This window comes from Thermomonas sp., from assembly GCF_041919455.1.
Taxonomy (GTDB): domain Bacteria; phylum Pseudomonadota; class Gammaproteobacteria; order Xanthomonadales; family Xanthomonadaceae; genus Thermomonas.
Genome location: NZ_JAYRTQ010000006.1, coordinates 1 through 24,227, shown reverse-complemented (window position 1 = coordinate 24,227; position 24,227 = coordinate 1). Strand labels below are relative to the sequence as shown.

Here is a 24,227-nt window from a genome sequence, read left to right as displayed (position 1 = left end):
CACCATTCCGCCCCGTGACCCGACGACACGGCGCCGCACGACCGAGGTCCGGGGCATTCCCCTACCCGCGCATCGGCTCCGCGCCGATGCCGCGTTGCTGCCGGCGAGCCAACACTAGCCCCAGTCCATCGGGAGCTTCGTCATGCGCCGTCGCAATGCCGGTTTCACCCTGATCGAAGCCGTGGCTGCGGCCGCGGTCATCAGCATCCTCGCCGGGATCGCCCTTCCTGCCCTGCAGGACGCCGGCGAAGCCGCCCGCAGCGGCGCCGCCAAGGGCACCTTGTTCGATTCCTGGATGTCGTCGGTCGCCCACGCCGCGAATACCGGGGTCGAGGTGGTGCTCTGCCCCGGCGATGCCAACGGCTGCCGCGACGGCATCGACTGGACCCACGGCTGGATCGCGTACGCGGACCTGGACGGCAACCGCACCCGCAGCCCGGATGAAACCCTGCTCAAGCAAGCCGAACCGCTGGGTGGCAAGGTCCACCTGCGCAGCACCACCGGCCGGACGCGGATGGTCTTCCAGCCGAACGGTGGCAATGCCGGCAGCAACATCACCTGGACCCTGTGCGACGGTCGCGGGCCGGAGGCTGCGACCACGATCGTGGTCGCCAACAACGGGCGGTTGCGAACGGGAACGCCGACGGCTGCAGCGGCGCAGGCCTGCATGGCGGCGATGTAGGCACGGCTTGCAACGCCGGATGGGCGCCGGCACAATACGCACCCCGCCCGAATAGCTCAGCCGGTTAGAGCACTTGACTGTTAATCAGGGGGTCGTTGGTTCGAGTCCAACTTCGGGCGCCAAGATCTGAACGAGAAAGGCCGCGAGCGATCGCGGCCTTTTTTGTTGCCTGTGAAAGTCTGCGGAGGCGACAACGCCCGCGAATGCGGGCGTTGTCGGGCGTGCTTCTTGCAGCAACCTCACATCAATTTCTTACGGTTGCCCAAGTCTCGTTCCAGACTACGGAAGAAATGAAGATGTATTTGTTGCCGCCTGTACCATTTGCTTGATCGTACACGCATGACTTAACGGTGGGCCGGACTTCGGAGCCGTCATTGGCAAAGGAAACGGTCACGGGCACATAACCGGTAGCAGCCATCGCCGGAACCTGCGTCAGTGTCAGCGTTGCAGTTTCCGCAGCGTTGACGCCGGACTCGCTGTACCTGTCGCTGGGCAAGGTGGAGCCGTCCCACAGCGTGACACCACTGATGTTCACGTTCTGCAAAGTGTTGTAACTCCCGACGCTATACGTCCCCGCCACCCACGCCAAATTAACGCTCGGACCCTTAGGCGTGCAGGCCGGGGTGGCTCCGAACGCATAATCAGTGTAAGTGCCTCCGGACTTATAGTACTTGCTGATAGTGAGGGTAAGATCCTGTGGCAAAGTCGCGCTGGAGGTGCACTGGTAATCACTGCCGGGCTTGCCGCAATTGCCATAGGTGTGAGTCAAGCCGGGCGAGGCCCCTGCCCCTATGAGCCGCGTCCAGAAGTAGTTATTCCCGGAACCACCCGAACCACTACCCACGACGAACTGCTGGGAGTCGTTGGTCACGGCGATGTCGCCCTGGTCGTCCACTGCAGCAAGAATGTCATCACTGACCGCCACGCCGGAGTTGGAACGCCGGCTCTGGGTATTACTAGTCGCTGTGCCCGCTTTGATACCTGCGGTGCGTCCGCCGGAAGGCTCGGTCACGTTGAAATACAGCGTGTTGTTGGTATTGACCGCCAGGACATTGGGATCGCTGGGCGTCCACTTCGCGATCTCGGTCAGGTTGATCGTCGTGAAGGGCAGGACCGGCAACAAGCACTCGGTATACGCAGTACCTGACTTGCCGTCACACTTCTCGATCGCTTTTTGAGCCTTAGTGCCTAGGTAATCCACGTACAGTCCGCGCGCATGCAGGTAGCGGTAATCGGTGGTGGACGGCGTGGCGATGTTGATCGTCGCCGGCGCATTCAGCGCCGCGATGGCATCGTATGTCACCTGCGGAGTTCCTGGCGCGGTCGTAGCCGTCTTGGTGTAGGTGCTCAGGTAGTCCTTGACGTAAGCCTGATACGCACCAGTCGCAGCAGAACTCGGAATACCGGATTTCGCCTCCGTACCGTTCACGTCTGCACTCGTCTCCAGCAACCCATAGCTGCGCTGGTACATGTCCGCGGTGGTCCGCCACAGACCATCGACCTTCACTACCCGGCAAGCCGCGACGTACGTACCGGCACTGACATTGGTCTGGACTGTCAACGCACCGGTGGACTTGGTGTAGTCGTACTTGGAGACCCCGGATGCCTCGGGATCGTACTTCGCCTCGGCGGCAGTGCCAGCAGCATCGTGCTGGTCCCGGCAGCATTCCACGCACTGCTCGCTCTGCTCACGGCCCGCACCTTTCTTGCCACCCTTGGCGGTGCCGTCGAACGCGGGATCCTCACCCGCATTGGCGCTCACGCCAGTCGCAGCACCGGAACCGGGATAAACCTCGTAGGTCGTGCCGTTCCAGACGGCGGGCCACTGCGCCGCGCCCGCCACGCTGTAGCCGGCCGCCCCGTACTTGCAGCGGCACTTGATGACTTGAGTCTGGAACCGTTTGGTTATCTTGGCCGCAGTGTCGCTTTCTGGAACGTAGTTCAACACGTCGAACGACGTACCCACACGAAGGTTGCTGTCCGCACCCTCAATGATCGGCTGCGGGTTGGATGCCGCAGTCGCCTGATTGCCGCTGACAATCGGAATCACGCCCGCCGTCTTGGAGGGATTGCTCTGGCGAACGATGGGGAACTTGCCGGAGGATCCCTTGGGATCATTCCCCGGATAACCTGTCCCTAAGCCATAGATATTGCCACTCAGATCAGAGGCCAATGTCACCCGCTTGCAAGTAGTCGCAGTGGGGGTCGGGCACGGTGCGTCAGCGGCAGTCCACGTCGCAGTGAGAGTCGCTCGAGTGAACGTAGAGGTGGGGTTGGTCACGGCTGTAGTCACGTACCCCGTACCATTCCAACGACGCGCTTCAATTGTCTCGACTACCTGAAGATCGCTGGTTCCGGCTTGCGCTGCCGCGGCACTCACCCAGCCCGTCGACATGGTCCAGGTAGTTCCCGCCGCCGGCGGTGCTTGCCGGATCACCGACATGCGCGATGTCAACGCGGACATCACCGCGGCTCGTGCCTTGGCATCCGACGAATTTCGCGCCAACGCACCCTGCAGGGCGGCCAATGCCAGCAGGCCCGTGGCAAGGATGACGACTGCCACCATCACCTCGATCAGACTGAAGCCCGACCCTGTGCGATGCGGCGAATTCCCGCGAATTATGCGTGCCATCTCGCGTCCTCAGTAGGAATAAGCATCGGTCCAGCCACCCCGCAGGGTGTCGTACCGTGACATCGGTTGCAGGCCAGCCAAGGCCTTCAATACATCCGCATCGCCGAAGAGCAGGCCACCGCCGGAGCCGGTCTGAACTTGGCCTTGGATGACCATCGAGCCATACACGGCCGACTGTGCGTTGAATTTCATCCCCGCGTTGCCTCCGGTATTCGGATCCAGCGGGCCATCGCCGTTGGACCGGTAGAACAACAGTCCGAAGAGCTTGGCGTGAAAGGGCGTATTCGTTCCCGGGTCCGCCACTACGGCAACAGGGGCAGTGACGCTGCCAACCGTGCCATTGTTGGGCAGGCAGTCCACCTGGCACCAGATCATGCCACTGTCGGTTGCGCCCAGCGTCCCGGTGAACAGCTGCTCGGCTCGCACGAGCGCCGTGTTGCCAGCCGTCGGCTTGATCTTCGTCGCGTACTGGTAGAGGTAGGCTTCTTCGGGATAAAGCTGGTAGGTGTTTCCGTCTGGCGCCTTGAACGCCACCTTGGGCATGCGGGCCTCGCAGAAGCCATCGTTGTCGCCGGTCAGCGGAGTATTGCCGTCGTCCGTCGCATCCGCTCCGTCCTTCCAACCCTTGACGTTGAAGGCGTATTCGAACAGGTCGCACGGGAATTCCGCGGGTTCCACATCCCGATTGATGCCGCTGGCATCGTTACTGTCCTTGTCGAGGATGTCCCAGCCTTCGGTGTAGCCGGCGGCCTTCTTGGCCATGCCGCAGCCGCACTTGTCGCAGGTACGGCTGCTGATCCAGCTGGCATCCGTCAGGGACACCTGGCCGCTTGCCAGGAAGTCCTGCCGCGTGCACGTCGCGAACGAGCCCGAAGCAGGTTCGACATTGAGACGCGACCACACGGCAATGTCGAGTCCCGGCCCTGCCGCGTCCGGCATCGCGACCACGTCGCCGTTACCCGGGGGAACCACCGTGCCGCTGGCAATGATGGTGGGCACGCCGCCCGGCTGCGCCAGGAGGGAGCTGCGGGCAACCGTCTGCGTCAACGTGGTGCGTCCGGAATCGCCATCGATCTGGGCAACACTCACGAACGTCACGACACGACGATCCGACAGGTTGTTCATGTCTGTTGCACAGGAGATGCTCGTGCTGCTCACCGGAATCGGCACGCGGCAGAGCACGGGGGCGACACCGTAATCGACATTGAATCCGCCCATTTGGGGCAACGTGGCGGGAACCTTCAACATGCGTTGGGTCAAGGCGGTCGGCAGCGCGCTACCGGTTGCATCGTAAGCGCCAGCACCCGCAGCAAGCCGATACATCGTCCCCCGCACGGACGCGTCCACGGCACCGCACGGGAACGTGGTGTCTGTGGCTCCGCACAACTCCCAACTCCCCGCGTTATCCAGCAGGGTGGGGTTGGCCCGGAACAGGTATTCGAAGCCTTGGGCCAGTCCGGCTTCCGCGACTTGGTGAACGACCTTCGCGCGCAGGTCATTACCGCTGCTGCGCTGTTCGAAGACGCCCACGTTCATGGCCATCAGCGCCATCAGGCTGGCCAACAGCAGGATGACTATCGCGACCAGGAGCGTGGAGCCCTGTTGGAGTTTCGACGGGTTACGAACGGATGTGTTCATCTGTCTGTTCTCGAAGATCAGGTGCCCGTGCCGAGCCCGGGGGCGAATACGGTTTGCGAATACTGGCGATAGACGGCGGGCTTGCCGGGCATTTCGCCCTTCAATGTGACGGTCAAGGCCCGACCGTCCCGCGTGAACTGGAGGTTGGTGATATTCACCAGGTTCGAACTGAGCTTGGTGCCGCCGTTGCCGCACGTAGTGTTGCCCAAGTACACGGCCCCGCCGCTGACGGAGATCGCGCGCTGCACGGTCGTGCCGCCTTGGCTGTAGCTGTAGCGAACGCATGTGTCGCTATCGGACAGCGTCACCGTCCCCAGCGCCAACGCAGCCGTGATGTTGTACGGATTGTCAGTGGTGCCTGCCCGCTGTAGTTCGGAGGTAATCGCGGCCGACGTGGCACGCAACTCCTGCGTGAGCCGCGTGGACGAAATGGTGTCAGAGTTGGCACGAATCATCGACAGGGAAAGCGCCAGCACGGCGCCGATCACGATCAGGCCCAGCACCATCGCGATCATCAGTTCGATCAGAGTGAAGCCACTGACGCTCTTGAGGGAGGTGTATCGAGGCATGGGGGCGTCCATCGTTTTACTTCGCGGCGACGACGAGATTCGACTGGCCCAACGGCGTAACAGTGACCGTGGCCCTGAACTTGTTAAGTGGCGAATCAAGGGTGATGGTGCTGCCCGCCAAGGCGGTGGTAGCTCCCGTTATGCCGTTGAACACCAACGCATTGGTCGCGGTCGCCATCGTGACCCCTGCGTGCTTGCCCGCCGGAATCGCCAACTGCTCGGTTTCCACCAGACAAGTCGTCGGATCCCCGCAATTGCACGGGTCCGCTGCAATCGCCTGCGCGCCTGCTGATGGGGCATCAGCCGACTTGGCGCCGGCGCACCAGCTCGCTCCCGTGGTGAACGACACGTTGACCTGGCGGTGCAGCTTCACCGCGCCGGAGCGGGCATTGGATACCAGACTCACCACGTCCTCGCCGGCCTTGCGGACGCGGTAGTTATCCAGCAGCTCGCGGTAGCTGGGCATCGCCACGACAGCAAGAATTGCGACGACGGCAATGACCACCATCAGTTCGACTAGGGTGAAGCCTTTGGAATTCTGCCCGTGCACGGAATGACCCTCGTTTGGGTGACTGCACTGTAGGTAGGCGCGATGGGTCGGGCAAGCGCAGCCGGACGAGTGGTCACGACAGTGCGACAGGCGTATCGCACGCGTCTTCCCCGCCCCGCTGCCGGTGCTACCATCCCGGCATCGTCACAGGGGAACGGCCATGCGCGCGCAATCGGGATTCACTCTGATCGAACTGATGGTCGTGGTGGCCGTGCTTGGCATCATTGCCGCCATCGCACTGCCGAGCTACAACGACCACGTGCGGGCCGGTCGGCGGGCAGAAGCGATGCGAGGGGTGAGCGAGGTGCAACTTGCCCTCGAACGCTGGCGAGCGGAATGCCCCACCTACGCGACCAACGCAGGATGCCCGGGTACGTATCCCAGCGTCGCCAACGTCTCGTCGCCCTACTACACGTTCGCCATCTCCGGACAGTCGGCCACCGCCTACACGGTGACCGCCACTCCGGCAGGCAAGCAGGCCGGGGACAGCTGCGGAAACCTGGAGGGCAACAACACGGACAAGCAGAAGGCGAAGTGGAATCCCGGCGGCGCAGGCTGCAACTGACCGGTTAGTCATCATCCGGCAACAAGGCCGGCAATCCCCCGCGATCTTCATCCGCCGCTGCTTCACGAAGGCGCGCAAGAGTTCGACCAGCGCCTGCACGATGTCGATGGCCCGGTGGATCTCAACGGGCGGACCTGTTCGATGCGGCGCAGATCGCCGACGAGATCAGGCAGCCTGCGGCCGTGGACGCGTTGATCGTGCATTGGTCGCAGTGCGGCACCTACAGCGCGTTCCGGGCAGCAGAACCTCCCGCATCAGGTTCCGAGCTTTGCCCAGCACGCTGTTGAACTGCGCGCTTCAAGCTCTGAGCTTCACGGTCCAAGCAGGTGAACTGCTCGCTCCGAGTTCCTGGGCATCACGCGCCAAGCTTTGGACTGCGCGCGCCAGGCTCCGGTATCGCCCAATCTAGGGTACCCGGCTGTTCACTCCAGGCTTTCAGCTGCCCCCCCCCCGGACTCCTGAGCGCGCATGGTGTACCGCCGCTACGTCACCACCCGGTAGCACGGCCGGTAATCCCCCGCGATCTTCATCCGGCGCTGCTCCACGAATGCGCGCAGCAGCCCATCCAGCGCCTGCATGATGTCCGGGTCGCCATGGATCTCGAACGGGCCGAACTGCTCGATGCGGCGCATGCCGTCTTCCTTGACGTTGCCGGCGACGATGCCGGAGAACGCGCGGCGCAGGTCCGCCGCCAGTTCGTGCGGCTTGCGGCCGTGGTGCAGGTCCAGCGCGGCCATCGCCTCGTGGGTGGGCACGAACGGTTGCTGGAAGGCCAGCGGCACGTGCAGGGCCCAGTTGAAGAAGAACGAATCCTTCTGCGCGACGCGCTGTTCGCGGACCTTGCGGATGCCGGAGTCCATGCGCCGGGCGACTGTCTCCGGGTCGTTGACGATGATCTCGTAGCGCGACGCGGCATCGTCGCCCAGGGTCAGGCGGATGAAGCGATCGATCTGCTCGAAGTACGGGGCGGCGCCGGTCGGGCCGGTGAGGATCACCGGGAAGCGGCGGCCGGCGTTCTCCTCGCGCAGCAGGATGCCGAGCAGGTACAGGATTTCCTCCGCGGTACCGACGCCACCGGGGAACACGATGATGCCGTGGGCCATGCGGACGAAGGCCTCGAGGCGCTTCTCGATGTCCGGCATGATCACCAGGTGGTTGACGATCGGATTCGGCGATTCGGCGGCGATGATGCCGGGCTCGGTGATGCCGATGTAGCGGGTGCGGCGATGGCGCTGCTTGGCGTGGGCGATGGTGGCGCCCTTCATCGGCCCCTTCATCGCCCCCGGGCCGCAGCCGGTGCAGATGTCCAGCCGGCGCAGGCCCAGCTGGTAGCCGACCTCCTTGGTGTACATGTATTCCTCGCGGCCGATCGAGTGGCCACCCCAGCACACCACCAGGTTGGGATCGGCCGGGTGCAGCACGCGCGCGTTGCGCAGCAGGCCGAACACAGCGTCGGTGATCCCCTCGCCGCTCATCAGGTCGGCTTCTTCCGCCAGTTCGATCGCGGTCCACGCCAGGTCGCGGACCACCGCGAACAGCAGTTCGGCGACGCCACGGATGATCTCGCCATCGACGAAGGCCATCGCCGGCGCGTTGTGCAGGTCGATGCGCACGCCGCGATCCTGCTGCAGCACCTGGATGTCGAAATCCGGGTACAGCTCCTGCGCCGCGCGCGGATCGTCGGAGGCGCTGCCGCTGGTCAGCACCGCCAGCGCACAGCGGCGCAGCAGGTCGTGCATCCCGCCGATGGACGCATCGCGCAGGCGCGCGACCTCGGCGCGGGAAAGTACGTCAAGGCCACCACGCGGGTAGATATGGGCATCGACGGTGGGGAGTTTGCGGGTCGGGACGGCCGCCGGCTGCGGCGATGATTGGATGTCGTTCATAGACCGCCAACTTTAGCGCAGTCCGCCACCCGGCGCGCCCCCGCCGCACAAAAGGAAACGGCCGGATTGCTCCGGCCGTTTCGGTGTTGCGATGACGCGTTGGATCAGAACTCGTACTTGAAGCCGACCTGCAGGGACCACTGCGAGATGCCGTGCGTGAAGCCGTCGGAATCGGTCGGGATCGCCGGGTTATCCGCGAAGCGGTAGTTGTACACGTACTTGCCGTTGTACATGCCCTGCAGGGTCGCGATGCGACGGCTGCCGAAGAAGCCGTAATCCAGGATGTGGCCCCAATCCTTGTTCAGGAGGTTGCCGACGTTCTGGATATCCACCCACACCTGCGACTTGTGGCCCTTGAACAGACCCGGCAACTCCTGCGTGACGCGCAAGTCGAAGGTATTGACCCACTCCGCACGGAAGGCATTCGCCGCCGCGTAGGTACCCCGGTAGGCGTTGAGCTCGTCCACACCTGCCAGCCAGCTGAAGAACGACGCTTCCATCGCGGCGTCCCGAGTGAAGATCGGGTTGGTGGTCGAACCGCTCAGGGTGCCGAACAGGACGTCGCCCGGGCCGGACGGCACGTAGAACAGGTCATTGTTGCTGCGGCGATCGCCGTTCGCATCGCCGTTGAAGATCATGCTGTACGGACGGCCGCTGCGGCCTTCATAGAACAAGCCGACGCGGGTCTCGTAATCACCGAAGAACGCGTGCTTCCAGTTCAACGAACCGCTGAAACGGTCCTTGATCTCGTAGCGGCCGTTCTTGGAGATGTTCTCGCCGACGTTGAAGCTGTGCTGGTAGCTGTAGCCCGAGCTCGCGGTGGAACTGGTCAGCGAACCGACTTCGGTCACGTTGGTGTAGGTGTAACCCAGTGTCCACGACCAGTCGCTGTCGACGCTCCAAGGCTTGTTCAGCATGAAGGTCAGCTGCTGGCTCTTGCCCTTGCTGGTATTGGCCAGCAGGTAGACGTAGTCGTAATTCGAATTGCGACCGAAGCCCGAACTGCTGAAGCGGACCGAACCATTGCTGTTGGTGGGGGTCCAGTGCAGTTCGCGGCCGTCAGGACCGGTATAGCCCGGGCCGAGATTGAGGCTGTCGTAGTACAGGCCGCTCTTGACGTCCGTCATCAGCAGCTCGGCGGACGCGACGATGCCGTGCCACGGCAATTCGTGGTCGATCGCCAGATTCGCCTTCCAGATCGACGGCAGCTCGAAGTCGTCGGTGACGAAGTTCATGGTGCAGCGCGCGCTGGAGCTGGTGCACGGGGTGCCCGCATTCGGGTCGCCCGGAGGCACCGGCTGGTCGAACGCGTCGGCGCTGAACGGCAACGACGCGTTGTACTGGTCGTAGAAGTACGAGACGCTGTTCATGCCGTTCTGGCCAAAGCCATTGCCGATCCACACCTGCGGCGAATCACCCTGGAACAGGCCGACGCCGCCACGCAGCTGGGTCTGGCGCTCGGTGTCGAAGGTGTAGTTGAAGCCGAAGCGCGGCTGCACGATGAAGTTGCCATCGAACACCTGGCTGCTGTCGTAGCCCCAGACGCGCTCAGCTTCCGCGTTGTACGGCGGGTTCGGACTCACGCTGGGCCTGTCGGCGCGCACGCCGAAGGTCAGGGTGAGGTTGTTGTTGAAATACCAGGTGTCCTGCAGGAACAGGCCGAGGTTGCGGCTGCTGTAGGCCACCGCGATCGAACCCGGCATGCGTTCGCGCTGCAGGCTGTAGCTCGACCAGATGCCATTCTCGAAGTTGTCCAGCCCGTAGAAGGTGTAGGTGCCCCAGGAATCGCGACCGTAGTAGTTGAAGATGTCGTTGTCGCTGTAGTCGAAGCCGAACTTGACGTCGTGGTCGCCCATGGTCAGGGTGCCGGCGCCGTAGTAGTTCCAGGTTTTCGTCAGCAGGGTGTTGCCTTGGGTGTTCGCCTCGGTACCGAGGTAGATCGAATCACCGCTCGGCTGGGCCACGGTACCGTCGAAGTAGACGCGGATGCTGGGGGCCGTGCTGGAGGTGACGCGCACCGCGCTGTAGTCCCGGAACGACACCTTGAACTCGGTGCTGAAATTGTCGGTCCAGTCGCTGTAGAGCTGGCCGACGTAGCTTTCCACCGACTTCACCTGGTTGTACCAGTACGAACTCAGCGAAAGCGTGCTGCTGGACGCGCCTTCCGGACGCACCTTGTCCTGGTCCAGCTTGCTGTAACGAAGGCTGGCACGGTGATTGTCGTTGATGTTCCAGTCCAGCTTGAGCGCATATTCTTCGAGATTGGTGTCGCTGTTGGTCTCGAAGCCGCCGGCATCGAACCCGTACTTCTGGGCGATGCGCTGCACTTCAGCCACGTCGGCGGCGTCGAAGTCGGCGTTCGGGTTGGCCAGCGGCGAGGCGGCCAGGTCGATGCCCGGGCTCTTCTGGTTGAACTTCTCGTAGTTGGCGAAGAAGAACAACTTGTCCTTGATGAGCGGGCCGCCCAGGGTCACACCCCAAGTCGTTTCCGCGCCGTATTCGCCGAACGGCAGGCCGGTATTTGGGTAGTCGCCGAACCAGTCGCCATCGCGGTAGGTGCCGTAGAGCGAACCATGGAACTCATTGGTACCGGACTTGGTCACCGCGTTGACGTTGGCGCCTGCCGCGCCCGAGGTGGTCACGTCGTAGTTCGACAAGTCGATGTCGATGGCCTCGATGGCCTGCATGGACACCGGCTGGCGCCGGGTGGTCATGTTGTTGCCTTCCAGGCCGAAGGTATCGCTGGCCGACACGCCGTCGATTGCGATCGCGTTGTAACGCGGGTTCTGGCCGCCGGCGCTGATGTTGCCGGAGGCGCGGTCGGTAAAGGCCACGCGCGGGTCGAGGCGCATGAAGTCCTGAATGTTGCCGCCGATCGACGGGAGTGCCTCGATCGTGGCCTGGTCAACATTGCTGCCCGAGCCCATCTTGGTGGACGAGAACACCGAGGTCACGGTACTGGCGACGGCCTGCACGGTGCCGAGGGTGGCGACGTCGTTGTTGAGCTGGCCGTCGACGGTGCTGACCTGGTTCAGGGTCAGGTACACGTTCTCCTCGGTATCGCTACCGGCACCCGCCTTGTTGATGGTGATGGTGTACGGACCACCCACGCGCAGGCCGCGCGCGTTGTAACGACCGGCCGCATCGGTGGTCGCACGGCTGACCGTGCCCGACTCGATGTGGGTGATGGTGACTTCGGCGCCCGCGACCGGCTGGCCGTCGGCACCGACCACCTGGCCGCCGACGCCGGCGGACGTGCTCTGCGCGAAAACAGGAGCCGCGGCGAGCGCGACCATCAAGCCCAGCGACAGCTTCGACAGCCGGACGCGGTTCGGGTGAGTCATATCGGTAACCTCAGTGAGCGAGAAAGAAAAAGAACGACGGACGAAGGACGGCACGTGCCGACGCGTCCGCCTGGCGACGGTTGTCGGCGAATTCGGAACCCCTGAACCCATGCGAAACCGTACGGGTTCACCAAAGTTTAACACGGTAGGCGGGTTTCATGACCGCGGGATGACAGTCCGGCGACGCCCTGCGAATCGCGTAAGTGGCCGCCCCTGTTCAGGTTCCGGCGCGCAGGTAGCTCGCAATTCCGTCCAGCAACATCTGCACCGAGATGGCCACGATGACCATGCCCATCAGCCGCTCGATGGCGGTCAGGACGCGCGTGCCCAGCCATTTCTGCAGGTAGGTGGCCGAGAACAGGATGAGCGCGGTGGCAGCCCACGCGATCGCCAGCGCCAAGCTCCACGCCCCCATCCGGCCCGGCTCCTGGCTGCCCAGCAGCATCACTGCCGCCATCCCGGAGGGGCCGGCGATCATCGGGATCGCCATCGGCACGATGAAGGGCTCGCCTTCGGGCTGCTCGCCCATGATGCCGTCGGCCGGAGGGAAGATCATCCGCAGGCCGATCAGGAACAGGATGATGCCGCCGGCGATCGACACCGATTCCTGGCGGAGGTGCATCAGTTCCAGCAGGTAGCGGCCGGCCCACAGGAACAGCATCAGCACGGCCAGCGCGATCAGCAGTTCGCGGACGATCACCACCCGCTGGCGGGCTGGCGGCAGCCCCTTGAGCAGGCCCAGGAACACCGGGATGTTGCCCAGCGGATCCAGGATCAGGAACAGCAGCAGGGCGGCCGAGGCGATGGTCATGCCAGTTCCACGATCCGCCCGCGCTGCGCCGCACCAGCCGCCGACAGCAGCTCGACGCAGGCCGCGGCATAGTCGCTTGCTGGCTTCGCTTGGAGATCGGTGTTGGCCTGGAACGCCTTCCCGCGCAGTCCGGTGCGCATCGGCCCCGGGCGCAGGCCGCTGACGCGCGGGCCGTGCTCGCCGAGCTCCGCCTGCAGCATCGGCACCAGCGTCGCCTGCGCCGCCTGGGCCAAGCCGTAGCCGCCCCAGAAGGCAGGGCTGCCGCCGCGCGACGGGTCGTCGATGGCAAACACGACCGCGCCGGCATCGGACTTCGCGAGAAGCGGCAGGCAGGCCTGGGTAAGCCACCAGCGCGCGGTCAGGTCGACGTGGATGGCGCGGGCGAAATCGGCCGGGTCGGTGTGCAGCAGCGGGGTCAGGCCCTTGAACTCGGCGGCGCAGTGGAGGACGCCATCGAGGCGGCCAAGCTCGGCATCCAGCCGCTGCGCGAGTTCATCGAAATCATCCGGCGAGGCGCCCACCAGGTCCAGCGGGTACAGCAGCGGCTCCGGACCGACCGCCTTCACCGCATCGTAGACGCGATTGAGCGGCGCGACCTTGCGGCCGAGCAGCACCACCGTCGCGCCGGCCTGCGCGCAGGCCACCGCTGCCGCCGAGCCGAGGCCACCGGCGGCGCCAACGATCAGGACGACCCGCCCGTCCAAGGCCGGCCCTGCAAGCGACTGCGTCCCGCTCACGCTTTTTGCGCGTCCGCGACGATGCGGGCCAGCTCACCCGATTCGGACAGCTCGACGGTGATGTCGCAGCCGCCGATCAGCTCGCCGTTGATGAAGAGCTGCGGGAAGGTCGGCCAATCGGAGAAACGCGGCAGGTTGGCGCGGATCTCCGGCTCCTCCAGTACGTTGACGGTATGCAGCTGCGCGCCAGCGGCCTTCAGGGCCTGGACCGAGCGGCTGGAGAAGCCGCACATCGGGAACTGCGGGGTGCCCTTCATGAACAGGACGATGGGATGGCCATCGATCTCTGCGCGGATACGATCTTCGATGGAAGACATTGGCGGTTGCTCCTGAAACGCTGCGTCCCGTGGCGCCGGCGGCGGTCGACCGGATGTCGACGCAGCGGCAACGGGCGGTGGGGATAGAATGCGCGGGTCGAACGATCCGCACATTGTAAGTCTTCGCGCGGCCCCGGCCGCACCCCCACCCATCCACAGGAGCCCGCCGTGGCCATCGAACTGCCCGCCCTGCCCTACGACCGCACCGCCCTGGAGCCGCACATCTCCGGCGAGACCATCGACTTCCACTACGGCAAGCACCACCAGACGTACGTGACCAACCTCAACAACATGATCGCCGGCACCGAGTTCGCCGACATGTCGCTGGAGGACATCATCCGCAAATCGCAGGGCGGCATGTTCAACAACGCCGCGCAGGTGTGGAACCACACCTTCTACTGGAACTGCCTGAAGCCCAACGGCGGCGGCGAACCGACCGGCAAGCTGGCCGAGGCGATCAACGCCGCGTTCGGCAGCTTCGAGAAGTTCAAGGAAGAGTTCACCAAGACCTCGGTCGGCACCTTCGGCTCCGGCTGGGGCTGGCTGGTGCAGCGCGCGGACGGTTCGCTGGCGCTCGCCAGCACCCCCAATGCCGCCACCCCGCTCACCGGCGAGGACACCCCGCTGCTGACCTGCGACGTGTGGGAACACGCCTACTACATCGACTATCGCAATGCCCGCCCGAAGTACGTCGAGGCGTTCTGGAACCTGGTCAACTGGGATTTCGTCGCCGGCAACATGAAGTAACCCGCGGCGCATCGCGAATAAGAAAACGGCCGGAGCGATCCGGCCGTTTTTCATTGCTGCGACATCATCCCGGGGATGGCGAGAGCGTCGGGTGATTCGCATAGCCGCATGCCGAGTCGCGTCGCGAACGCCCGGCGGCAGGCGCCATCGCGAGATCAGCCCCGAAGCGCCAACGCCGCGATGACCGGCGCCACCTGCGCCTCGCGATCCAGCACCACGCCAACCCGCTGCAAGGCGGCGGCCAGTTCACCCGGCGAATTCGCGCGCAACGTCGCATGCCCCACCTTGCGTCCGGCCCGCGGCTCCTTGCCGTAGTCGTGCCAGTGGCCGCCAGCCTCGCCCAGCACGGCAGCCGCGTCCGGCATCGCGCCGATCCAGTTGAGCATGCAGACAACGCCCACCATCCGCGTATCGCCCAGCGGCAGGCCGAGCACCGCGCGCAGGTGGTTCTGGAACTGCGACGTCTCGCTCCCCTCGATCGTCCAGTGTCCGGAGTTGTGCACGCGCGGCGCCAGCTCGTTGGCCAGCAGCTCGCCGTCCTTGCAGAACAGCTCCAGCGCGAACACGCCCACGTAATCCAGTGCCTCGGCCAGCTTGCGCGCGTGCGCCAGCGCGGTGGCCTGCAGCGCGTCGTCGACACGCGCCGGCGCCAGGCTCGCGGAGAGCACGCCATCGACGTGCCAGTTCTCGGTCAGCGGCCAGGCGCGGAATTCGCCGCCTTGCCCGCGAACCACGACCACCGACAGCTCGCGCTGGAAATGCACGAAGCTCTCGAGGATCAGTCCCACCGTCATCGCCTGCGCGCCGAGCGCGTCCCAGGCGGCATCGATATCGGCCGCCGACTTGATCCGGAACTGGCCCTTGCCGTCGTAGCCCAGCCGCCGCGTCTTCAGGATGCACGGGGTGCCTAGGCGCGCGACCGCGGCCTCCAGCTGCCCGCGCGACGCGATATCGGAGAAGTCCGGCACCGGGATCCCTAGCTCGCGGAACAGGGTCTTCTCGGCGAGTCGATCCTGCGCCACCGCCAGTGCGCGCGGGTTCGGGAACACCGGCACCCGTTCGCTCAACCACTGCGCGGATTCGGCCGGCACGTTCTCGAAATCGAAGGTGGCCACGTCGATCTGCGAGGCGAACTCCGCCAACGCGGCTTGGTCCGTGTAGTCGCCAACCACCATCGGCGCGAATTGCCCGGCGCAGGCATCGGCGACGTTGTCGAGCACGCGGAAACGCAGGCCAAGCGGCGCGCCGGAGAGCGCCATCATCCGGGCCAGTTGCCCGCCTCCGAGGATGCCGACGGTGGTCATGTCACTTCCGAGGATCGTCGTTGTTGGCGACGTCATCGGTCTGCTTGGCGCGGAACGCGGCCAGCGCATCGCCGATGGCCGGGTGGTCGCTGGCGAGCATCGCCGCGGCGAACAGGGCCGCGTTGGCGGCGCCCGCATTGCCGATCGCGAAGGTGGCCACCGGGATGCCGGCCGGCATCTGCACGATCGAAAGCAGCGAATCCATCCCGTTCAGCGCCTTGCTCTGCACCGGCACGCCGAGCACCGGCACCGCGGTCTTGGCGGCCAGCATGCCCGGCAAGTGGGCGGCACCACCGGCGCCGGCGATGATCGCGCGCAGGCCACGCGCCTGCGCGGACGCCGCGTATTCGAACAGCACGTCCGGCGTGCGGTGCGCGGAGACCACGCGCACTTCATGCGGCACACCGAGCGCTTCCAGTTTCGCGCTTGCGTGCTGCATGGTCTCCCAGTCGGAGCGGGAGCCCATGACGATCCCCACCAGTGGTGCGTCCCCTGCTTCGGCCATGTCGGTTCCCGGCGTCAAAACGCCTGATCCAAACCGGTATTCTAGCGACCCCATCCCCCATCGGCATCGACATGGATCGCAAACTCCTCGACATCCTGGTCTGCCCCGCCACCCGGCAGTCGCTTTCGATCCTCGAAGCCGGCGGCCTGGAGGCACTGAACCGGGCAATCGCCGAGGGCCGCGTCAAGCGCAACGACGACGGCGTGCAGGCCGAAGCCCTGCGCGAGGCGCTGGTCACCCGTGACCGCAAGACCGTGTACCGCGTGGACGACGGCATTCCGGTCTTGCTGGTCGAGGACGGCATCGCCACCGCGCAGGTCGACGGTTTCCCCAGACAATGAACGGCGTGGGCATGAACGGGGCGCGTTTCGCTCCGCCGCCCGCGGCGGTCATCGATGCCGACGTCGCCGCCGCGCTGGCCGAGGACATCGGCCCCGGCGATGCGACCGCGTCGCTGCTGGACGATGCCGCCGACAGCGCCTACCTGCTGTGCAAGGAAGACTGCGTGGTCGCCGGGCGTCCGTGGTTCGACGCCTGCCATCGCGCGCTCGATCCCGGCGTGCGCATCGACTGGCGCTGCCAGGAGGGCGACCGCATCGGCAAGGGCACGGTGGTTGCCACCCTGCAGGGCCGCAACCGCGCGCTGGTCAGCGCGGAGCGCGCCTCATTGAATTTTTTGCAGACCCTGAGCGGGACGGCCACCGTCACAGCACAGTATGTGGACGCCGTGCAAGGCACCGGCGCAAGGATCCTGGACACCCGCAAGACCATCCCGGGCCTGCGCCTGGCGCAGAAATACGCGGTGCGCGTGGGCGGCGGCGTCAACCACCGCATCGGCCTGTACGACGCGGTGATGCTGAAGGAGAACCACATCCGCGCGGCGGGTTCGCTGGCCGGGGCGGTCGCGCGCGCGCGCGCGCTGCATCCTGCGCTGCCGCTGATCGTGGAAGTGGAAACGCTGGCGCAACTGCGCGAGGCGCTGGAGGCAGGCTGCACGCGCATCCTGATCGACGACTTCGATGCCGACACGCGGCGCGAAGCGGTCCGCATCGCCAGGGCGGCGCCCTTTGATGGGCGCATCCCGCTGGAGGTCTCGGGCGGCGTGGACATGACCACCCTGCGCGGCATCGCCGAGGATGGCGTGGATTGCATCTCCATCGGCGGCCTGACCAAGCACGTGCACGCCATCGACTTCTCGCTCAAGCTCGGCCCGCCGCCCTGACAACGCTCCCCCAGGAGCGCCTTCAGGCACGCCACCACATCCCCCGAGCCGGGTCGCGGCTAACGCCGCTCCTACAAGAAGGGCCCGTTCAGCGCAGCAGCCAGGCCGCCGCGCCGGCCGCCACCACGAGAAGCGCCAGCACCAGCCATGGCCTACGACCACCCGCGGGCGCGCTGGCAACCGGTACCTGGAGCGGCTGCCCCGGCATCAGCAGCTGGAAACGCTGGGTGTCGAAGCGGATCTCGTCGCCATGCACGGCCTGTCCGCGGGTAATGCGCTTGCCGTTGAGCCAGGTGCCGTTCGCAGAGCCAAGGTCCTCCAGCAGCACCTCGTCGCCGGCGGGGGTGAGCCGCGCATGCAGCCGGGAGATGCTCTCCAGCGGGATGCGCAGCCCCGCATCATCGGCGCGGCCGATGGTAACGCTGGCGTGCAGCGGGAAACTGCGGCCGAACTGCTCGCCCGACAGGCCGCGCAAGGCGAACTTCGGCACTACCGGACGCACCATCGTGGCGTTGATGTCGCCGGCTTCCGCGTTGCGGGCAGCCGGCGCGGCATGCCCGGCATCAGCGGCGGCATCGAGCAGCCGGATGCGGGTGGAGGCCACGCCCAGGGTGTCGTCGGCGCGCAACGCGATCAGGCCATCGACCGGACGCTCGTTGACCAGCACCCGGATACCGGTCGGTACGCGCACCTGCACGCCCTGTGCGCCGACCTGCAGTTCGCAGTGCAGCGGTTCGATCCCGTCCGCCGCCAGCGCCACGTCCGCATCCGCGGCCGAGCCGATCCGGTACACGCCCTGGTCGAGCAGCATCTGCGGCCGGTCGCCGGCGGGGAACACCAGTTTCATCATCATGCGCGTCTTTGCCTCGTCCTTGTTGTCGGTGCGCTTGCGCTTCCGGGCGGTCGCCACCACATTAGGGCGATGCCAACCTTGCTGATTCTAATGGCCGTGGGCGTCACGGCGTTCTTCATGTTCACCGCGGCGCGTGCCGCCGCCGAACGCGCCGCCGAGATCGGACGCGACGCCTGCCAGGCGGCGGGCGTGCAATGGCTGGACCAGTCGGTCCATGCGATCGGCATGCGCCTGCGCCGGCGGGACACCGGCTGGCTGGGCATCGAGCGCAGCTTCCGCTTCGAATACTCCGAAGACGGGCAGGATCGCCACGTCGGCCGGGTCGTGCTGCTGGGGGAAAAGCTGGTCGGCTTCAGCGGGCCCAGCCGCGCTGCGCAGGCCGTGGTACGCAGCTTCCCGCTGCCCTGACGGACGGCTCGCCGGCTACTTGACGATGCGCAGGTGACCGCCGCGCCTGGGCGGCCCCGACGGACCCGCCGGGCCATTGTCGTCGGGCGGCGGGAGCTCGGTGTCGGGGATGGAGTCGCCTGCAGGTTCCATTGGCGTGGCACCGCCGCGCGGCTCGTCCGGCAAGGCCATGCCTTGGCCGGTCTCGCGCGCATAGACCGCGATCACCGCCGGCAACGGCACCAGAACCGTCTGGCTGACGCCGGCGAAGCGCGCGGTGAATCGCAGTGCATCGTTGCCGAGCTCGAGCTTGGCCACCGCGCGTTCGGCGATGTTGAGCACGATGCGGCCATCCTTCACCGCATGCCGTGGCACGCGCACGCCGGGGAGACTGGCATCGACCAGCACGTGCGGCGTCATGCCGTTGTCCACGATCCACTCGTAGAGCGCCCGCAACAGGTACGGGCGATGGCTGCTCATCGCGAGGGCGTCGTCGCCCATCTCAGGCAACCGTCGTCATGGGGCCCGCGTCATGCCGGGAGGTCACGGAGGTTCTTTTCCTTCTCGGTGAGGCTGCGCACGAAACCGGGGTTGCGGAAGATGCGGTTGCCGTAGTCCTCGATCGCCTTGCCGTCCTTCGGCAACGGGATGTCGAGCGACGGCAGGCGCCAGATGATCGGGGCCATCGCGCAGTCAGCCAGGCTCATCTCCGGGTTGAGGAAGAACTTGCTCGCCTTGAACAACGGCACCGAGGCGGTCAGCAATTCCTTCAGGCGCTTGCGCCCGGCGTCGGCCTGCTGCTTGTTGCCCAGCTGGATCGCCTGCACCTGCGGCACCCAGTCGTGTTCGATGCGCAGCATCGCCAGCCGCAGGCGCGCGCGCGAGAGCGGGTCGACCGGCATCAACGGCGGATGCGGGTAGCGCTCGTCGAGGTATTCGCTGACCACGCTGGCGGCGTACAGCACCAGGTCGCGCTCGACCAGGGTCGGCACCGAGTGGTACGGGTTGAGGTCGATCAGGTCTTCCGGCGGGTTCTGCGGATCCACCGGAATCAGGTCGTAGGTGACGCCCTTGGCGGCCAGCACCAGGCGGACGCGGTGGCACAGGACGTCGTCGACCGAGGAGAACAAGGTCAGTGCATTACGCATGCGCGGACTCACAGCCATCATCAGAACCACCCCCGCGGCCAGGCCTTGCCGGCCGCACACGCGCCGCCCGCAGGATGCGGGCGGCCGCCAAGCGTCGTTCCCCGTGCTACGCGCAGTGCCGTCGCGTCAGTGAACGTCCCGCCAGTATTCCGTCTTCAGCAACCACGCCATGAGCGTGAAGAACGCAAGGAACAGGATCACCCACACACCCAGGCCCTGGCGCTTGAGCGCCGCCGGCTCGCCCGCGTATTCCAGGAAGGCGGTGATGTCGCGCGCGGTCTGGTCGAACGCGGCGGCATCCTGCGTGCCCGGCTGGCTGATGGTGAAGCCTTCCACCGGCATTTCGCCGGTTGCGCTCTTCTTCCCGTACACCGGTTGCTGCAGGCCCTGCAGCTCCCACAGCGGATTCGGCATCGACGCGTTCGGGAACAGCTTGTTGTTCCAGCCGACCGGACGCGACTCATCGAGGTAGAACGACTTCAGATAGGTGTAGATCCAGTCGCTGCCGCGCACGCGCGCGATCACCGACAGGTCCGGCGGTGCTTTGCCGAACGCGGCCACGCCCATCTCCGCGGTCATCGGCGCTATGACGTGGTCGCCGATCTTGCCGCCGTTGAGGTTGAGGTTGGCCTGCACCTCGTCTTCGGTGAGGCCCAGGTCCTCGCCGATGCGGGCATAGCGCACGTACTTCAGCGAGTGGCAGCCGCTGCAGTAGTTCATGTACAGCGCGGCGCCACGCTGCAGCGAGGCCTTGTCGTCGAGGTCGGTGCCGGCCTGCTGGAGGTCGCCGCCGCCGGCGGCGAACGCGGCCACGGACAGCAGCAGGCTGGCGGCGAAGACCGCGGCGCGGGAGACAAAGTTCTTAGTCATGCATCGTCACCCGTTCCGGCACCGGCTTGGTCTTGTCGAGCTTCGTCCACACCGGCATGGTGATGAAGAAGGCGAAATACAGGAAGGTCAGCACGCGGCCGATGATCGTCTCGGTCGGATCCGTGCCCGGGCCGGCACCAATCTTGCCCAGCCACAGGAAGCTGACCACGAACATCATCAGCATCGCCCAGCTGAACAGCCCGCGGTAGCGGTACGACTTGACCTTCGACTTGTCCAGCCAGGGCACCATGAACAGCACCGCGATGGCGCCGAACATCACCAGCACGCCCCACAGCTTGATGCCGAAGAACGAGGGCACCACGCGGAGCATGGCGTAGTACGGGGTGTAGTACCACACCGGCTTGATGTGCGCCGGGGTCACCAATGCATTGGCCTCGGTGAAGTTGTCGTGCTCCAGGAACCAGCCGCCGAACGCCGGGGCGAAGAAGATGACGAACGCCGCGATGATCAGGAAGAAGCCGACGTAGAACGTGTCCTTCACCGTGTAGTACGGGTGGAACGGGATGCCGTCGGCCGGCGCGGTGGGCGACCAGCGGTTGCCCTTCGGGCCCTTCTTGATCTCCACGCCGTCCGGGTTGTTGGAACCCACCTCGTGCAGCGCGCCGATGTGCAGCACCACCAGCAGCAGCAGCACCAGCGGCAGCGCGATCACGTGCAGCGCGAAGAAGCGGTTCAGCGTCGCGTCGCCCGGGTTGTAGTCGCCCATGATCCATTCGGTCAGGCCGGTACCGATCACCGGGAACGCACCGAACAGCGAGATGATCACCTTCGCGCCCCAGTAGGACATCTGGCCCCACGGCAGCACGTAGCCCAGGAACGCCTCGGCCATCAGCACCAGGTAGATCAGCATGCCCAGGATCCACACCAGCTCGCGCGGCTTCTTGTAGCTGCCGTACATCAGGCCGCGGAACATGTGCAGGTAGACCACGATGAAGAACAGCGAGGCGCCGGTGCTGTGCATGTAGCGGATCAGCCAGCCCCACTCCACGTCGCGCATGATGTATTCGACCGAGGCGAAGGCTTCCGCCGCGCTCGGCTTGAAGTGCATGGTCAGGAAGATGCCGGTCAGGATCTGGTTGACCAGCACTACCATCGACAACACGCCGAAGATGTACCAGATGTTGAAGTTCTTCGGCGCGTAGTACTCGGACATGTGCTTGCGGTACGCCGGCATCATGCCGGGCGCCCGCTCGTTGACCCAATCCATCAGGCCGTTCGCTGCACGGGTAAGGATGTTCGCCATGGCTTACGCAGCCCCCTGACCGTCAAGGCCGATCACGACCACGCTGTCGCTCTCGAAGTGGTACGGCGGGACCGGCAGGTTCAGCGGCGCCGGCTGGGCCTTGTAGACGCGCCCGGCCATGTCATAGCGCGACTTGTGGCAGGGGCAGAAGTAGCCGCCCTTCCAGTCCGGGTCGAACGGCTCGGGCCGCACTTCCGGCAGGAACTCCGGCGCGCAGCCCAGGTGGGTGCAGACGCCGACCAGCACGGAAATCTCCGGCTTGATCGAACGAGTCGCGTTTTGCGCGTACTGCGGCTGCTCCGACGCGCCCGACTGCGGGTCGGCGACCAGCGCATCCATGGACCCCAGCACGTCAAGCATGGCCTTGGAGCGGCGTGCGATGAAGATCGGCTGGCCGCGCCAGTTGATCACCATTTGCGCGCCTTCCGCCAGCGCACTGATGTCCTGGCTCACCGGCGCACCGGCGAAACGGGCCCGCGCACTGGGGCTCCAGGACTTGATGAAAGGCACCGCGGCGAACCCGGCTCCCACCGCACCGACCACTGCCGTGGTCGCGGTGAGGAACCTGCGCCGGCCGGTGTTGACCTCTTCGTTGGCCATCCCGCACTCCGAAAAAAATCCAAACAACGGTTGCGCAGGCTCGCCTGGCGCTTGCGCGCGCCAGCCTGCGGCAAAAGACGGGGAAGTGTAACGGAACGCTTAACGAGCCGACAATCCGCCGGCGGAGGCGGCCGCAACCGGACCCAGGGCGCTGCGGTAGCGGTCGGCCAGGATCGCGACCCGCTCCACGTAATGGCGGGTCTCCTTGTACGGGGGGACGCCGTTGTACTTGTCCACCGCGCCCTCGCCGGCGTTGTAGCCGGCCGCGGCCAGGGTCAGGTTGCCGTTGAAGCGCTTGAGCAGCCAGGCCAGGTACTGGACCCCGCCACCGATGTTCTGGCGGGCATCGAATGCATCGGTCACCCCGAACCGGCGGGCGGTGGCGGGCATCAGCTGCATCAGCCCCTGCGCCCCGACCCGCGACAACGCCCGCGGATTGAACGCCGACTCGGCGTGGATGATGGCGCGGACGATCGCCTCCTCGACCCCGTGCTGGCGCGCGGCGTTGCGGATCTCGTCGTTGAAGGCGGCGGTGTTCAGGCGCAGGCTGCGGAAGTCGACACCGGGCTTGGCGCCGCAGGCGAAGCAGGTTTCCATGTAGCTGTAGCGGATGGTCCGCATCGACGCCACGGAAACGCCTTTCGGGCGCACGCTGGTGTAATGGCGCACGCCGTCCTTGCCGACGTAGGCGTAGACCTGGCCGCGGATCAGCCGCGGGGCGCTTGGGCTCGGCGTGGCAGCGGCAAGGCTGGCCGCCACCGGTGAGCCGGAGACGGTGGCGGGCGGGACTGCCCCACCCATCGCCGCCTTGCGCGAGGCGTCCGCCGGCTGGACCTCTTTCGCCGCCAGCGCCGGTGCGGGCGCCGGTGCCGGCCGCGCCTTGGGCTTCGCTGCCCGTTGCGATTTGTAGCTGCCGACCAGCTTGCAGTTGCCGCCGGCAACCCGCTTGTTGGAATAGGAGGTGATGCCGTCGCCGGCGTCGCAGCGGTACACGTTGCCGGCCGCGGCCGGCATCGCCAGCACGGACATCAACATCAGGAATGCGGCGGCGGCCCTCATCGCCGGCAGTCTCCCCTCTTCACCGGGTCATTACAAGTCATTGATTGTGAACGCAGGACGCCCCGTGGATGGGCCATCGCCGCTAGACTGCGCGACCGGCCCGGATTACCCGCCGCGCCCCGGAGAGAGAGCATGAGCGCCGAAACAACCGAAGCCGCGCCCGCCACCGGCGCCCGCGGCAAGCTGTACATCCAGACCCACGGCTGCCAGATGAACGAGTACGACTCGGCGAAGATGGCCGACGTCCTGGCCGCCGCGGACGGCATGGAACTGACCACGATCGCCGAAGAAGCCGACGTGATCCTGGTCAATACCTGCTCGATTCGCGAAAAAGCCCAGGAAAAGGTGTTCAGCCAGCTGGGCCGCTGGAAATCGCTGAAGAAGGACGGACGTCCGGTGCTGATCGGGGTCGGCGGCTGCGTGGCCTCGCAGGAGGGCGCCGCCATCGTCAAGCGCGCGCCCTACGTGGACCTGGTGTTCGGCCCGCAGACCCTGCACCGGCTGCCGGACCTGATACGTGACCGCCGCGCCTCCGGG

The 24,227-nt window shown here is 65.9% G+C and carries 24 protein-coding genes, 1 tRNA gene and 1 pseudogene; 8 read left to right on the top strand and 18 right to left on the bottom strand.

Annotated features, from left to right (window positions below; translation table 11 throughout):
* The first annotated feature begins 142 nt into the window (after positions 1-142).
* On the top strand, positions 143-682 hold the full coding sequence (locus ACE3T8_RS05435) for a GspH/FimT family pseudopilin (protein ID WP_374607456.1): 540 nt from the start codon (positions 143-145) through the stop codon (positions 680-682).
* Between the two features lie 45 nt (positions 683-727).
* Positions 728-804: transfer RNA gene (locus tag ACE3T8_RS05430), tRNA-Asn, on the top strand.
* A 122-nt stretch (positions 805-926) separates the two neighbouring features.
* Here ACE3T8_RS05430 and ACE3T8_RS05425 read toward each other — a convergent pair.
* The 4 genes from ACE3T8_RS05425 to ACE3T8_RS05410 are packed head-to-tail and all read right to left on the bottom strand — an operon-like array spanning position 927 to position 6,071.
* Positions 927-3,314, bottom strand: a complete 2,388-nt coding sequence (locus ACE3T8_RS05425) for a prepilin-type N-terminal cleavage/methylation domain-containing protein (RefSeq protein WP_374607454.1) — start codon at positions 3,312-3,314, stop codon at positions 927-929.
* Between the two features lie 9 nt (positions 3,315-3,323).
* Entirely contained in the window at positions 3,324-4,952 is a 1,629-nt protein-coding gene (locus ACE3T8_RS05420) for a PilX N-terminal domain-containing pilus assembly protein (RefSeq protein ID WP_374607452.1), read from the bottom strand.
* 17 nt (positions 4,953-4,969) lie between these two features.
* On the bottom strand, positions 4,970-5,533 hold the full coding sequence (locus tag ACE3T8_RS05415; RefSeq protein WP_374607450.1) for a PilW family protein: 564 nt from the start codon (positions 5,531-5,533) through the stop codon (positions 4,970-4,972).
* A gap of 4 nt (positions 5,534-5,537) precedes the next feature.
* A complete protein-coding gene (locus tag ACE3T8_RS05410; protein WP_374607448.1) occupies positions 5,538-6,071 on the bottom strand; it encodes a Tfp pilus assembly protein FimT/FimU in 534 nt (177 codons plus the stop codon).
* Positions 6,072-6,231: 160 nt separating this feature from the next.
* On the opposite strand from ACE3T8_RS05410, the gene ACE3T8_RS05405 reads away from it, so the two are divergent.
* Complete coding sequence (locus ACE3T8_RS05405) at positions 6,232-6,636, top strand: type IV pilin protein (RefSeq protein ID WP_374607446.1); 405 nt, start codon at positions 6,232-6,234, stop codon at positions 6,634-6,636.
* Between the two features lie 482 nt (positions 6,637-7,118).
* Here the strand turns inward: ACE3T8_RS05405 and ppnN are convergent, their stop codons facing one another.
* From ppnN to grxD, 5 genes are all read right to left on the bottom strand, one after another.
* A complete protein-coding gene (ppnN, locus tag ACE3T8_RS05400; protein WP_374607445.1) occupies positions 7,119-8,522 on the bottom strand; it encodes a nucleotide 5'-monophosphate nucleosidase PpnN in 1,404 nt (467 codons plus the stop codon).
* Positions 8,523-8,626: 104 nt separating this feature from the next.
* Positions 8,627-11,866: a carboxypeptidase regulatory-like domain-containing protein gene (locus tag ACE3T8_RS05395; RefSeq protein ID WP_374607442.1), complete on the bottom strand. Its 3,240-nt coding sequence runs from the start codon at positions 11,864-11,866 to the stop codon at positions 8,627-8,629.
* Between the two features lie 217 nt (positions 11,867-12,083).
* Positions 12,084-12,677 carry a YhgN family NAAT transporter gene (locus tag ACE3T8_RS05390; RefSeq protein WP_374607440.1) on the bottom strand — a complete coding sequence of 198 codons (594 nt, stop codon included), beginning with the start codon at positions 12,675-12,677 and terminating at the stop codon, positions 12,084-12,086.
* A complete protein-coding gene (locus ACE3T8_RS05385; RefSeq protein WP_374607439.1) occupies positions 12,674-13,414 on the bottom strand; it encodes an SDR family NAD(P)-dependent oxidoreductase in 741 nt (246 codons plus the stop codon). The genes ACE3T8_RS05390 and ACE3T8_RS05385 overlap by 4 nt, the downstream gene beginning before the upstream one ends.
* Positions 13,411-13,731, bottom strand: a complete 321-nt coding sequence (grxD, locus tag ACE3T8_RS05380; protein ID WP_374607437.1) for a Grx4 family monothiol glutaredoxin — start codon at positions 13,729-13,731, stop codon at positions 13,411-13,413. The genes ACE3T8_RS05385 and grxD overlap by 4 nt, the downstream gene beginning before the upstream one ends.
* Positions 13,732-13,899: 168 nt before the next feature.
* Between grxD and ACE3T8_RS05375 the strand changes: the two genes are divergently transcribed.
* Positions 13,900-14,478 (top strand): superoxide dismutase, encoded by a 579-nt coding sequence (locus tag ACE3T8_RS05375; RefSeq protein ID WP_374607435.1) that lies wholly within the window; start codon positions 13,900-13,902, stop codon positions 14,476-14,478.
* A gap of 155 nt (positions 14,479-14,633) precedes the next feature.
* On the opposite strand, the gene ACE3T8_RS05370 is transcribed toward ACE3T8_RS05375, so the two are convergent.
* Positions 14,634-15,782 (bottom strand): 5-(carboxyamino)imidazole ribonucleotide synthase, encoded by a 1,149-nt coding sequence (locus ACE3T8_RS05370; protein WP_374607434.1) that lies wholly within the window; start codon positions 15,780-15,782, stop codon positions 14,634-14,636.
* 1 nt (position 15,783) lies between these two features.
* The gene (gene purE / locus ACE3T8_RS05365) at positions 15,784-16,287 is read right to left on the bottom strand and encodes a 5-(carboxyamino)imidazole ribonucleotide mutase (RefSeq protein WP_374607432.1); all 504 of its coding nucleotides are present in this window, start codon (positions 16,285-16,287) and stop codon (positions 15,784-15,786) included.
* 71 nt (positions 16,288-16,358) lie between these two features.
* Here purE and ACE3T8_RS05360 point away from each other — a divergent pair, with 71 nt between their 5' ends.
* Together ACE3T8_RS05360 and nadC are read left to right on the top strand one after the other, a co-directional pair.
* Positions 16,359-16,628 carry a Trm112 family protein gene (locus ACE3T8_RS05360; protein WP_374607430.1) on the top strand — a complete coding sequence of 90 codons (270 nt, stop codon included), beginning with the start codon at positions 16,359-16,361 and terminating at the stop codon, positions 16,626-16,628.
* Between the two features lie 11 nt (positions 16,629-16,639).
* Positions 16,640-17,509, top strand: a complete 870-nt coding sequence (nadC, locus tag ACE3T8_RS05355) for a carboxylating nicotinate-nucleotide diphosphorylase (protein WP_374607429.1) — start codon at positions 16,640-16,642, stop codon at positions 17,507-17,509.
* 88 nt (positions 17,510-17,597) lie between these two features.
* On the opposite strand, the gene ACE3T8_RS05350 is transcribed toward nadC, so the two are convergent.
* Positions 17,598-18,419, bottom strand: a complete 822-nt coding sequence (locus ACE3T8_RS05350) for an FHA domain-containing protein (RefSeq protein ID WP_374607427.1) — start codon at positions 18,417-18,419, stop codon at positions 17,598-17,600.
* Positions 18,420-18,431: 12 nt separating this feature from the next.
* Here ACE3T8_RS05350 and ACE3T8_RS05345 point away from each other — a divergent pair, with 12 nt between their 5' ends.
* The gene (locus ACE3T8_RS05345) at positions 18,432-18,770 is read left to right on the top strand and encodes a DUF3301 domain-containing protein (RefSeq protein WP_374607426.1); all 339 of its coding nucleotides are present in this window, start codon (positions 18,432-18,434) and stop codon (positions 18,768-18,770) included.
* Between the two features lie 15 nt (positions 18,771-18,785).
* Here ACE3T8_RS05345 and ACE3T8_RS05340 read toward each other — a convergent pair whose 3' ends face one another.
* The 6 genes from ACE3T8_RS05340 to ACE3T8_RS05315 form a co-directional block, all read right to left on the bottom strand.
* Positions 18,786-19,250: a ClpXP protease specificity-enhancing factor gene (locus tag ACE3T8_RS05340; protein WP_374607425.1), complete on the bottom strand. Its 465-nt coding sequence runs from the start codon at positions 19,248-19,250 to the stop codon at positions 18,786-18,788.
* Positions 19,251-19,279: 29 nt separating this feature from the next.
* Complete coding sequence (locus ACE3T8_RS05335) at positions 19,280-19,915, bottom strand: glutathione S-transferase N-terminal domain-containing protein (RefSeq protein WP_374607423.1); 636 nt, start codon at positions 19,913-19,915, stop codon at positions 19,280-19,282.
* A gap of 108 nt (positions 19,916-20,023) precedes the next feature.
* Complete coding sequence (locus ACE3T8_RS05330; protein ID WP_374607422.1) at positions 20,024-20,767, bottom strand: cytochrome c1; 744 nt, start codon at positions 20,765-20,767, stop codon at positions 20,024-20,026.
* On the bottom strand, positions 20,760-22,031 hold the full coding sequence (locus ACE3T8_RS05325; RefSeq protein ID WP_374607420.1) for a cytochrome bc complex cytochrome b subunit: 1,272 nt from the start codon (positions 22,029-22,031) through the stop codon (positions 20,760-20,762). Before ACE3T8_RS05325 ends, ACE3T8_RS05330 begins: the two co-directional genes overlap by 8 nt.
* Before the next feature lie 3 nt (positions 22,032-22,034).
* Positions 22,035-22,631 carry a ubiquinol-cytochrome c reductase iron-sulfur subunit gene (gene petA / locus ACE3T8_RS05320; RefSeq protein ID WP_374607418.1) on the bottom strand — a complete coding sequence of 199 codons (597 nt, stop codon included), beginning with the start codon at positions 22,629-22,631 and terminating at the stop codon, positions 22,035-22,037.
* A gap of 99 nt (positions 22,632-22,730) precedes the next feature.
* The gene (locus ACE3T8_RS05315; protein WP_374607416.1) at positions 22,731-23,690 is read right to left on the bottom strand and encodes a lytic transglycosylase domain-containing protein; all 960 of its coding nucleotides are present in this window, start codon (positions 23,688-23,690) and stop codon (positions 22,731-22,733) included.
* Between the two features lie 132 nt (positions 23,691-23,822).
* On the opposite strand from ACE3T8_RS05315, the pseudogene ACE3T8_RS05310 reads away from it, so the two are divergent.
* A pseudogene (locus ACE3T8_RS05310) lies at positions 23,823-24,227 on the top strand (tRNA (N6-isopentenyl adenosine(37)-C2)-methylthiotransferase MiaB); the annotation flags it as partial.